Annotated in this window: 10 protein-coding genes; 8 read left to right on the top strand and 2 right to left on the bottom strand. The window is 62.6% G+C overall.

Annotation, left to right across the window (positions count from 1 at the left end; all coding sequences use genetic code 11):
- Nucleotides 1–200: 200 nt before the first annotated feature.
- Nucleotides 201–896, bottom strand: a complete 696-nt coding sequence (locus tag OOZ63_RS26840) for a Bax inhibitor-1/YccA family protein (protein WP_266008744.1) — start codon at nt 894–896, stop codon at nt 201–203.
- Between the two features lie 190 nt (nt 897–1,086).
- Between OOZ63_RS26840 and OOZ63_RS26835 the strand changes: the two genes are divergently transcribed.
- The 5 genes from OOZ63_RS26835 to OOZ63_RS26815 all read left to right on the top strand — a co-directional run bounded on the left by OOZ63_RS26835 (nt 1,087) and on the right by OOZ63_RS26815 (nt 7,176).
- Nucleotides 1,087–1,491 carry a GlcG/HbpS family heme-binding protein gene (locus OOZ63_RS26835; protein ID WP_266008743.1) on the top strand — a complete coding sequence of 135 codons (405 nt, stop codon included), beginning with the start codon at nt 1,087–1,089 and terminating at the stop codon, nt 1,489–1,491.
- Between the two features lie 248 nt (nt 1,492–1,739).
- Complete coding sequence (gene carA / locus OOZ63_RS26830; RefSeq protein WP_266008742.1) at nt 1,740–2,900, top strand: glutamine-hydrolyzing carbamoyl-phosphate synthase small subunit; 1,161 nt, start codon at nt 1,740–1,742, stop codon at nt 2,898–2,900.
- Nucleotides 2,901–2,906: 6 nt separating this feature from the next.
- A complete protein-coding gene (gene carB, locus OOZ63_RS26825; RefSeq protein WP_266008741.1) occupies nt 2,907–6,173 on the top strand; it encodes a carbamoyl-phosphate synthase large subunit in 3,267 nt (1,088 codons plus the stop codon).
- An 82-nt stretch (nt 6,174–6,255) separates the two neighbouring features.
- Nucleotides 6,256–6,732, top strand: a complete 477-nt coding sequence (greA, locus tag OOZ63_RS26820) for a transcription elongation factor GreA (RefSeq protein ID WP_266008740.1) — start codon at nt 6,256–6,258, stop codon at nt 6,730–6,732.
- A gap of 24 nt (nt 6,733–6,756) precedes the next feature.
- On the top strand, nt 6,757–7,176 hold the full coding sequence (locus OOZ63_RS26815; protein ID WP_323055797.1) for a DUF4149 domain-containing protein: 420 nt from the start codon (nt 6,757–6,759) through the stop codon (nt 7,174–7,176).
- Here the strand turns inward: OOZ63_RS26815 and OOZ63_RS26810 are convergent.
- Nucleotides 7,167–7,640: a YhbY family RNA-binding protein gene (locus tag OOZ63_RS26810; RefSeq protein ID WP_137945582.1), complete on the bottom strand. Its 474-nt coding sequence runs from the start codon at nt 7,638–7,640 to the stop codon at nt 7,167–7,169. The two genes, OOZ63_RS26815 and OOZ63_RS26810, sit on opposite strands and share 10 nt — an antisense overlap.
- A gap of 19 nt (nt 7,641–7,659) precedes the next feature.
- On the opposite strand from OOZ63_RS26810, the gene OOZ63_RS26805 reads away from it, so the two are divergent.
- The 3 genes from OOZ63_RS26805 to folP all read left to right on the top strand — a co-directional run bounded on the left by OOZ63_RS26805 (nt 7,660) and on the right by folP (nt 11,298).
- The gene (locus tag OOZ63_RS26805) at nt 7,660–8,328 is read left to right on the top strand and encodes an RlmE family RNA methyltransferase (protein ID WP_262973783.1); all 669 of its coding nucleotides are present in this window, start codon (nt 7,660–7,662) and stop codon (nt 8,326–8,328) included.
- Between the two features lie 140 nt (nt 8,329–8,468).
- A complete protein-coding gene (ftsH, locus tag OOZ63_RS26800; RefSeq protein ID WP_323055796.1) occupies nt 8,469–10,376 on the top strand; it encodes an ATP-dependent zinc metalloprotease FtsH in 1,908 nt (635 codons plus the stop codon).
- A 70-nt stretch (nt 10,377–10,446) separates the two neighbouring features.
- Nucleotides 10,447–11,298 carry a dihydropteroate synthase gene (gene folP / locus OOZ63_RS26795; RefSeq protein ID WP_266008739.1) on the top strand — a complete coding sequence of 284 codons (852 nt, stop codon included), beginning with the start codon at nt 10,447–10,449 and terminating at the stop codon, nt 11,296–11,298.
- Nucleotides 11,299–11,303 lie beyond the last annotated feature (5 nt).

The raw sequence follows: 11,303 nt of genomic DNA, 5'->3' as shown, positions 1-11,303 counted from the left end.
CCGGTGCCAGTGTTTGTTGCGGTCCGACACAAAGCTTCGGCTGTTCAGCCCACCATCACGCAATACGCTCCAATGGACACCTCGTGCGCGCCCAAACAAAAGCGCTCCGAGAAACTCGGAGCGCTTTTGTTTGGGCGCCCTTCGCAGCCGTTTTGACACGGACTGCGCAGGTCCCGTTTTTCCTGTGTCACGGCGTGCGTTCAGTCGCGCTCACCGCCGAAGATGCCCAGCAGGGACAGCAGGCTCTGGAACACGTTGTAGATGTCCAGGTAGATGGCCAGGGTTGCCGAGATGTAGTTGGTTTCGCCGCCATCCAGCACCCGCTTGATGTCGTAAAGCATGAAGGCCGAGAACACCGCCATCGCCAGCACCATCACGGTCAGCATCAGAGCCGAGGACTGCAGGAAGATGTTGACCAGGCCGGCCACCAACAAAATGATGGCGCCGACGAACAGGAACTTGCCCATGCCGGAGAGGTCGCGCTTGATCACGGTGGCCAGGCTGGCCATCGCAAAGAAGATCGCGCCGGTGCCGCCGAAAGCCATCATGATGAGTTCGCTGCCGTTCTTGAAGCCCAGGATCTGTGCCACCAGGCGAGACAGCATCAAGCCCATGAAGAAGGTGAAAACGAGCAGGGCTACCACGCCGGCACTGCTGTTCTTGGTCTTCTCGACGACGAACATCAGGCCGAAGGCGCCGACAAAGAACACCAGGGTGCTCATGCCGAGGCCAAGGCTGGCCATGATGCCAGTGGATACGCCGATCCAGGCGCCCAGCACGGTGGGCACCATGGACAGGGCCAGCAGCCAATAGGTGTTGCGCAGTACGCGCTGGCGTTCGACCGCGAGGCCGCCGCCGAGGGCGCTGCCGTATTGGGTTTGCAAGCTGTCGTTCATCACAATCCTCCAGAAATGAAACGGTTGGTTCCAGGTCTTTGCCGGTTTTATTCTAGTCAGCCTTGCTGCGTTGTGCTGCGGTGGTGCAGGCGGGGCTTGCACCAGCATGGCGGGCAGTTTTGCGTTCCGGCATCACAATCTCGCCGACTACCGACGTTAAAGTGCGTCCCTTCGCGAGGATTTCAACACCATGAAGCAAAAACCCTTTCTGAGCCTTGACGAGGTCAAGCGCATCGCCGCCGCCGCCGAGGCGGAGGCTGTCAGCAACAACTGGGCCGTCACGATTGCCATCGTCGATGATGGTGGCCACTTGCTGTGGTTGCAGCGCCTTGACGGCGCGGCCGCGATCTCGGCCCAGATCGCGCCGGCCAAGGCCCACACGGCGGCCTTGGGTCGACGCGAGTCCAAGGTCTACGAGGACATGATCAACCAAGGGCGCATGTCCTTCCTGAGCGCGCCGGGTCTGAATGGCCTGCTGGAGGGTGGGGTGCCTATCGTGGTTGACGGTTTCCATGTCGGCGCCGTTGGTGTCAGCGGTGTGAAATCGACCGAAGACGCGCAGATTGCGCGTGCAGGCATCGCCGCGCTGGGCTGATACGCACGAGATTGACGCACAAGCCCCGGCCTGCCGGGGCTTGCGTGCTTTTGGCCCTCGGCTTTGTTGTCAACTTGGTGTCAAAGCGCAAGGCTTTGCCTCCGTGATAACCCTGGTCGGTTATACTCAGCAGGTTTACCCGCAACCTACCGCTACCCTAGCGAAACTCCTCAGTTTCCTCAACCGGACTCAAGCTCATCAGCGTGATGGAGCCGAGCTGGGCGTGCGCACAATAAACGGAGTTCCCCGTGCTGCCCGATCTGCTCTCCTCCCCCAAAGCGATCCTTGCCCTGGCAGACGGTACGGTCTTCAAAGGCTCCTCGATCGGCGCAGCCGGTCACACGGTCGGCGAAGTGGTGTTCAACACCGCGCTCACTGGCTACCAAGAAATCCTCACCGACCCCAGCTACTGCCGGCAGATCGTCACCCTGACGTATCCGCATATTGGCAACTACGGTGTCAATGATGAGGATATCGAGGCGTCGAAGGTCCATGCCGCAGGCCTGATCATCAAGGAGCCGCCCGTCCTGGACTCCAACTTCCGCAAGACCCGCAGCCTCGTGCAGTACCTGTGCGATGAAGGCACGGTGGCAATTGCTGATATCGACACCCGACGCTTGACCCGTCATCTGCGCACGACAGGTGCGCAAAACGGCTGCATCATGGCGCTGGCTGCCGGTGAGGCGATCACCGAGGCGCTGATCGACGAGGCAGTGCGTCTGGCCCAGGCTGCACCCAGCATGGCCGGCCTCGATCTGGCCAAAGTCGTCACCGCGCGCGAGTCGCACAGCTGGACCCAGACCGAGTGGACACTCGGCACGGGTTATGGCGAGCTGACGCAGCCGCGCTTTCATGTCGTCGCCTACGACTTCGGCGTCAAGAGCAATATCCTGCGCATGCTGGCTTCTCGCGGCTGCAAGATCACGGTGGTGCCGGCGCAGACTCCCGCCAGCGCGGTGTTTGACCTGGAGCCGGACGGTATTTTCCTGTCCAACGGCCCCGGCGATCCAGAGCCCTGCGACTACGCGATCAAGGCAGCGGCCGAGCTGATCGAGTCGGGCATCCCGACCTTCGGTATCTGCCTGGGCCACCAGATCATGGCCTTGGCCTCAGGTGCGAAGACGTTCAAGATGAAGTTCGGCCACCATGGCGCCAACCATCCGGTCAAGGATTTGGACAACGGCCGGGTCTCGATCACCAGCCAGAACCATGGCTTCGCGGTCGAGGCCGATTCGCTGCCGGCGAATCTTCGCGCAACGCATGTCAGCCTGTTCGACGGCACCTTGCAAGGGCTGGCGCGCACCGACAAGCCAGCCTTTTGCTTCCAGGGTCACCCGGAGGCAAGCCCCGGCCCGCACGATATTTCCTATCTCTTTGATCGCTTCATCGGTCTGATGGCGAAGGCTTGATTGATCATGGCAAAACGTACTGACATCAAAAGCATCCTGATCATCGGCGCTGGCCCGATCATCATCGGCCAGGCCTGCGAGTTCGATTACTCGGGTGCCCAGGCCTGCAAGGCACTGCGCGAGGAGGGCTACAAGGTCATTCTCGTCAACAGCAATCCTGCCACCATCATGACGGACCCGGATACGGCCGACGTCACCTATATCGAGCCCATCACCTGGCAGGTGGTCGAGAAGATCATTGCCAAGGAGCGCCCCGACGCTGTGCTGCCGACCATGGGCGGCCAGACCGCGCTGAACTGCGCGCTGGACCTGCACAAGCACGGCGTGCTGGCCAAGTACAACGTGGAGATGATCGGCGCCAATGAAAAGGCGATCGAGAAGGCTGAGGACCGGCTGAAGTTCAAGGACGCGATGACCAAGATCGGTCTGGATTCCGCGAAATCCGGCATCGCCCACTCGATGGAAGAGGCGCTGGCCGTCCAGAAGCGCATCACGGCCGAGATCGGTGGCACCGGCTTCCCGATGGTCATCCGCCCGAGCTTCACGCTGGGCGGCACCGGCGGCGGCATTGCCTACAACCCGGAAGAATTCGAAGAGATCTGCAAGCGCGGGCTGGATCTGTCGCCGACCAATGAGCTGCTGATCGAAGAGTCGCTGATCGGCTGGAAAGAGTACGAGATGGAGGTGGTCCGCGACAGCAAGGACAACTGCATCATCGTCTGCGCGATCGAGAATCTGGACCCGATGGGTGTGCACACCGGCGACTCGATCACGGTCGCGCCGGCACAAACCCTGACCGATAAGGAATACCAGCTCCTGCGCAACGCATCGATCGCGATCCTGCGCGAGATCGGCGTCGACACCGGCGGCTCCAATGTGCAGTTCTCGATCAATCCGAAGAACGGTCGGATGACCGTGATCGAGATGAACCCGCGCGTGTCGCGTTCGTCCGCTCTGGCCTCCAAGGCGACCGGCTTCCCGATCGCCAAGATCGCCGCCAAGCTGGCCGTTGGTTACACCCTGGACGAGCTGAAGAACGACATCACCGGCGGCGTCACGCCCGCATCCTTCGAGCCCAGCATCGATTACGTCGTCACGAAGATTCCGCGCTTTGCCTTCGAGAAGTTCCCGATGGCGGATTCGCGCCTGACCACGCAGATGAAGTCGGTCGGCGAGGTGATGGCGATGGGCCGCACCTTCCAGGAGTCGTTCCAGAAGGCCTTGCGCGGTCTGGAGACGGGCATCGACGGTCTGAGCGAGCGCTCGACCGACCGCGAGGAGATCGTGCAGGAGATCGGCGAGCCCGGTCCCGAGCGCATCCTGTTCGTGGCCGATGCCTTCCGCATCGGCATGAGCATGCAGGAGGTGTTCGAAGAGACGGCCATCGATCCCTGGTTCCTGGCCCAGATCGAGCAGCTGGTGAAGATCGAGTTGTCGCTGGCCGGCCGTGCACTGGCCTCGCTGTCGACCGACGAGTTGCGCCTGCTGAAGAAAAAAGGCTTTTCCGATAAGCGCCTGGCCAAGCTGCTGGGCACCAATCAGCACGAGGTCCGTGCGGCCCGCCACGCACAAGGCGTGCGCCCGGTCTACAAGCGTGTGGACACCTGCGCCGCCGAGTTCGCGACGCAGACCGCCTATATGTACTCAACCTACGAGGAAGAGTGCGAGGCCGAGCCGACCAACAAGAAGAAGATCATGGTGCTTGGTGGTGGCCCGAACCGTATCGGTCAGGGCATCGAGTTCGACTACTGCTGTGTCCATGCAGCGCTGGCGATGCGCGAGGATGGTTACGAGACCATCATGGTCAACTGCAATCCCGAGACCGTCTCGACCGATTACGACACCTCGGATCGCCTGTACTTCGAGCCGGTGACGCTGGAAGATGTGCTGGAAATCGTCGCACTGGAAAAGCCGGTCGGCGTGATCGTTCAGTACGGCGGTCAGACGCCGCTGAAACTGGCGCTGGACCTGGAGCGAGCCGGCGTGCCCATCATCGGCACGACACCGGACTCGATCGACATCGCCGAGGACCGTGAGCGCTTTCAGAAGCTGTTGCACGAGCTGGGTTTGAAGCAGCCGCCCAACCGCACCGCTCGCACCGAGGAGCAGGCTGTCGCTTTGGCCAATGAAATTGGCTACCCGCTGGTGGTGCGCCCGAGCTATGTGCTGGGCGGCCGCGCGATGGAGATCGTGCACGGCGACAAGGACCTGGAGCGCTACATGCGCGAAGCGGTGCGTGTCTCCGAGAAGTCGCCGGTGCTGCTGGATCGCTTCCTGGAGGATGCGGTTGAAGTCGACGCCGACTGCATCTCCGACGGCACCGATGTGATGATCGGCGGCATCATGGAGCACATCGAGGCAGCCGGCATCCACAGCGGCGACTCGGCCTGCTCGCTGCCACCCTACACGCTGTCTACGGAGATCCAGGACGAGTTGCGCCGTCAGACCGCAGCGATGGCCAAGGCGCTGAAGGTGGTCGGCCTGATGAATGTGCAGTTCGCGATCCAGGGCAATGTGACTGGCGGCCTGGACCAGGCCACTGTCTATGTTCTGGAAGTGAATCCGCGCGCTTCGCGCACCGTGCCCTTCGTTAGCAAGGCGACCGGTCAGCAGCTGGCCAAGATCGCCGCGCGTTGCATGGCCGGCCAAAAGCTCAAGGACCAGAAGGACCGCTTGGGTCGTGTGCCGGCTGAGGTGATCCCGCCCTACTTTAGCGTCAAGGAAGCGGTCTTCCCTTTCAACAAGTTCCCCGGCGTCGATCCGATCCTGAGCCCGGAAATGCGCTCGACAGGGGAGGTGATGGGTGCGGCCCGTACCTTTGGCGAAGCGATGCTGAAGAGCCAGCTCGGCGCCGGTTCGCGCTTGCCGCGCCAAGGCAATGTGCTGATCACGGTGAAGAACAGCGACAAGGCCCGCGCCGTCGCAGTGGCCAAGGACCTGCACGCGCTGGGCTTCGGGGTCGTGGCGACCAAGGGCACGGCGGCAGCGATTGCCGAGGCCGGTGTGCCGGTGCGTGCGGTCAACAAGGTCAAGGACGGTCGGCCCCATATCGTCGACATGGTCAAGGGCGGCGAGATCCAGCTGGTCTTCACGACCGTGGATGAGACCCGCACCGCCATCGCCGACAGTCGCTACATCCGCCAATCGGCGCTGGCCAATCGCGTGACCTACTACACGACCATGGCGGGTTGCGAGGCTGCGGTGGAGGGCATGAAGCACCAGGACGGTCTGCTGGTGCAATCCCTGCAAGAGCTGCACGCCGAACTGGTCTAAACTTCTCGTCCAGATACCGCCGCCGCGCCTCAGGGCTTCCTGAGCGGCGGCGGCTTCATTTTGTTTTCAAGGTTTGTTGAATATGGCCACTGTCCCTTTGACCGTCTACGGCGCTGAAAAGCTCAAGGAAGAACTGCATCGACTCAAATCGGTCGAGCGGCACGCCGTGATCCAGGCCATTGCTGAAGCCCGTGCCCAGGGTGATCTGTCCGAGAACGCCGAGTACGAGGCGGCCAAGGACAAGCAGGGCTTCATCGAAGGCCGCATCCTCGAAATCGAAAGCAAGCTGGCGGCGGCTCAGATCATCGACCCGGCCAGCGTCGATGCCGGTGGACGCATTGTGTTCGGCACCACGGTCGATCTGGAAGAAGAAGCCAGCGGCGCCGAGGTGACTTACCAGATCGTTGGCGACGACGAGGCCGACCTGAAGATCGGCAAGATCTCGATCAGCTCGCCGATCGCCCGTGCCCTGATCGGCAAGGAAGCCGGCGATGTCGCCGAGGTGCAGGCGCCCGGTGGCGTCAAGCGCTACGAGATCGTCGAAGTCCGCTACGTCTGAGTCGTGCTGTACCGCAGCCGCGCCGTGTTGGCCGCCCTCTGGGGCGGTCTTTTGCTTTGCATCGCCTTCGTGGCGGCTCCCAGTGCGTTCGCGGCGCTGGAGCGCGTGCAGGCGGGCTTGCTGGTCGCGCGGCTGTTCGCGCTGGAAGCCTATATCAGCCTGGCTGCGGGTCTGCTGCTGATGATGATGGAACGGCGCCTGGGGCGGGATGGCGGAGGACCGGTGTTCTCGGCCTCGATGCTGTTGCCGGCCGTCGCCTTGTTCTGCACGGTGGCGGGTTACTTCGGGCTGCAGCCGCTGATGGCGGCGGCACGGGCCGGGCAGGGCGGCTGGTCATTCATGACGCTGCATGCCGTGTCGTTCGGCTTTTATGGGGCCAAGACCCTGCTGGTGCTGGTCTTGGCCTGGCGCGCCAGCAAGGAGCGCGGCCCGTTTCAGTCCTGAACCAGTTTCTTGACGCTGGTGATGCGCCGCTTGGCGCGCTTGATCTCTCCGCCTTGGGCAACGCGCTGGTTGCCCAGCACTTGCAGCTTCTTGACCTGGGGGCGGTGATTGCCGCTCTTCGAGAACTTGACGATCTTGACGACGCGCGGGCCAGGACGGCCATCGCTGCGTTCGGCCTGTTCCTTCTCGGGAATGGGGCGCCACAGCACCAGCAGCTTGCCAATGTGCTGGATCGGCGCGGCGTCGAGTTCGTTGGCAAGGATCTGCAGCATGCCCTCGCGGCCGGCACGGTCGTCAGAGAACACGCGCACCTTGATCAGGCCATGGGCCTTCAAGGCGTGGTCCACTTCCTTGGTGACGGCGGGCGTCAGGCCGTCGCCACCTATCATGACCACGGGGTCCAGGTGGTGGGCTTCGGAGCGTTTTTCCTTGCGCTGGGCAGGAGTCAGTTGAATTGCGGGCATACCCTATTATCGGTGCAAGATGAAAATTCAGACAAAAAGTAAAAAGGTCAATAAGGCGTGGCTGCATGGGCATATCAATGACCCCTATGTGAAGCTGGCGCAGAAGGACGGTTTTCGGGCCCGCGCGGCCTACAAGCTCAAGGAGATCGACGAAGAGCTCAAGCTGATCCACCCGGGTCAGGTGGTCGTCGATCTGGGCGCCTCGCCCGGTGCCTGGAGCCAGTACCTGCGTCGACGCTTCGCGCCCAAGGAGGCCGGCGTCGGCGGCGCGGCGGTGGGGGCTCTCAACGGCACCATCATCGCGCTGGATCTGCTGGACTTCGAACCCATCGAGGGCGTGCACTTCATCCAGGGCGACTTTCAGGAAGAGGCGGTGCTGCAGCAACTGGAAGCCGCGCTGGCCGGGCGGCCGGTCGATCTTGTGGTCTCGGACATGGCGCCCAATCTATCCGGCATCGAGGGCGTGGATTCGGCGCGTGTGGCCGGTCTGGTCGAGTTGGCCATCGATTTCGCGCAGCAGCATTTGAAGCCCGAAGGCGCGCTGGTGGCCAAGGTCTTTCACGGCAGCGGTTACAACCAGCTGCTGGACGCGTTCAAGAAGGGCTTCAAGAAGGTCAAGACTCTCAAGCCCAAGGCCTCGCGTGACCGCTCGTCGGAGACTTTTTTGATCGGTATCGGTCTGAAATGAGTGGCAGGCTTGGCAATCTCTATCACTGAGCATGGGAAAGCCAATCAAGCGCAGGGCTTGACTGCAATAGAATCAACCCCATATGCCGTGCAAGAGTCGTCGTTGGTGCGACTCAGCGTATTTGGAATTAAGGAGTCGCGGTGAACAATCAGTGGTTCTCGAAGGTAGCTGTTTGGATGGTGATCGCCCTGGTGCTGTTCACCGTCTTCAAGCAGTTTGATCGGGGCGCGGCTCAGGGCAACCAAATTGGTTACTCCGACTTCCTCGAGGAAGTGCGCGCCAAGCGAGTCAAGCAGGTCACCCTGCAAGAAGGCAGTGGTGGAACCGAGATCATCGCCATCACCAACGACGATAAGCGCTTGCGCAGCAATGCCACTTATTTGGACCGCGGCCTGGTCGGCGACCTGATCGCCAACGGCGTCAAGTTCGATGTCAAGCAGCGCGAGGAACCGTCGTTGCTGATGAGCTTGCTGGTCAGCTGGGGCCCGATGCTGCTGTTGATCGGCGTCTGGGTCTACTTTATGCGCCAGATGCAGGGCGGCGGCAAGGGCGGGGCGTTCAGCTTCGGCAAGAGCAAGGCCCGCATGCTCGACGAGGCGAACAACTCCACCACTTTCGCCGATGTCGCCGGTTGCGACGAAGCCAAGGAAGAGGTCAAGGAGCTGGTCGACTTCCTGAAGGATCCGCAGAAATTCCAGAAGCTCGGCGGTCGCATCCCGCGCGGCGTGTTGCTGGTCGGCCCTCCGGGCACCGGCAAGACTTTGCTGGCCAAGGCCATCGCCGGCGAGGCCAAGGTGCCGTTCTTCTCGATCTCTGGTTCCGACTTCGTCGAGATGTTCGTCGGTGTCGGCGCGGCCCGCGTGCGCGATATGTTCGAGCAGGCCAAGAAGAGCGCTCCCTGCATCATCTTCGTCGACGAAATTGATGCGGTCGGTCGCCACCGTGGTGCCGGCCTGGGTGGTGGTAATGACGAGCGCGAGCAGACACTGAACCAGATGTTGGTCGAGATGGACGGCTTCGAGACCAATCTCGGCGTCATCGTGATGGCGGCCACCAACCGTCCGGACATCTTGGACCCCGCACTGCTGCGTCCGGGGCGCTTTGATCGCCAGGTCTATGTGACCCTGCCGGATGTGCGTGGTCGCGAGCAGATCCTGAACGTGCACATGCGCAAAGTGCCGGTCGGTCAGGACATCCGCGCCGACATCCTTGCGCGCGGCACGCCCGGCTTCTCCGGTGCCGATCTGGCCAATCTGGTCAACGAAGCGGCCCTGTTCGCCGCGCGCCGCAGTGGGCGCGTGGTCGAGATGGTCGACTTCGAGAAGGCCAAGGACAAGATCATGATGGGCCCCGAGCGCAAGTCGATGGTCATGCCCGAGGAAGAGCGCAAGAACACCGCCTATCACGAGGCCGGTCATGCTTTGGTCGCCCGCCTGATGCCCAAGACCGACCCGGTCCACAAGGTCACGGTCATTCCGCGCGGCCGCGCTCTGGGCGTGACAATGCAACTGCCCGAAGGCGACCGCTACAGCATGGACAAGGAGCGCATGCTCTCGACCATCTCGGTACTGTTTGGCGGCCGGATTGCGGAAGAGGTGTTCATGAACCAGATGACCACCGGTGCGTCCAACGACTTCGAACGCGCCACGGCCATCGCTCGCGACATGGTGACACGCTACGGCATGACCGACGAACTCGGCCCGATGGTCTATGCCGAGAATGAAGGCGAGGTTTTCCTCGGCCGCTCGGTGACCAAGACCACCAGCATGTCCGAAGAAACCATGCGCAAGGTCGACTCAGTGATACGCCGCATCATTGATGAGCAGTACACGATTGCTCGCAAGCTGATCGAGGACAACACCGACAAGATGCACGCGATGGCCAAGGCGCTGCTGGAATGGGAAACCATCGACGCAGACCAGATCGAAGACATCATGGGTGGCAAGCCGCCGCGCCCGCCCAAGGATTGGACGCCACCTTCCGGCGGGAACAAGCCCGACGGCACGCCCCCGGCCGTCAACGCCGATAGCGCGCCGGCAGCGGCCTGACCTTTAGACTTATACCCAGCGGGGCCGTCTGCAAAGACGGCCCCGTTTTCTATTCCGAAGAGCGCTTTCCATGCTTTGGCAGACCACCCGCTACGCGATCGATCTGAGCCGCCCCCGTGTGATGGGCATCGTCAATGTCACGCCCGATTCCTTTTCCGATGGCGGCCAGCATTGCCAGGCGCGCAGCGCGATCGCGCATTGCGAGCGCTTGGTGAAAGAAGGGGCGGACATCCTCGATATCGGCGGTGAGTCGACCCGACCCGGCTCCCAGAGCTTGGCTGCGCTGGATGAATGGGCGCGCATCGAGCAGGTGCTGCGGGCCGCGCTGAGCCTGGGGGTGCCGGTCTCGGTAGATAGCTGCAAGACCGAGGTAATGCGCCGCGCGCTGGATCTGGGGGTGGACATCGTCAACGACATCCAGGCCTTGCAGGCGCCCGGGGCCTTGGCCTTGCTCGCCGCGCAAGCCCGGACCGGCGTCTGCCTGATGCATATGCGCGGCGAACCCAGCACGATGCAAAGCCTGACCGACTACCAGGACCTGGCGGGCGAGGTCCGGGCCTTTCTGGCCGCACGGGCTCAAGCGGCGAGCGAAGCCGGCATGGCGCAGGCGCGCATCTGCCTGGACCCGGGTTATGGCTTTGCCAAGACTGCAGAGCAGAACTTCGAGTTGCTACGCGAGCAGGTCCGGCTGCTCGATCTGGGCTATCCGCTGCTGGTCGGCTGGTCGCGCAAGGCGGCCCTGGGCAAGGTCACCGGCCGGGCGGTCGACGAGCGTGTGCCGGCGAGTGTGGCGGCAGCCCTGGTGGCCGTCGCCCGTGGCGCGCGCGTCCTGCGTGTGCACGATGTCGCGGCTACCAGCGACGCCTTGAAGGTCTGGGCTGCGGCCCAGGGTCCCGGCCTGAACGACAATAGCGCCCACTAAGAATT

It is taken from the genome of Paucibacter sp. PLA-PC-4, assembly GCF_026241155.1.
In the GTDB taxonomy this organism is placed as follows: domain Bacteria; phylum Pseudomonadota; class Gammaproteobacteria; order Burkholderiales; family Burkholderiaceae_C; genus Roseateles_E.
This window is presented reverse-complemented; position numbering and strand designations above follow the sequence as displayed.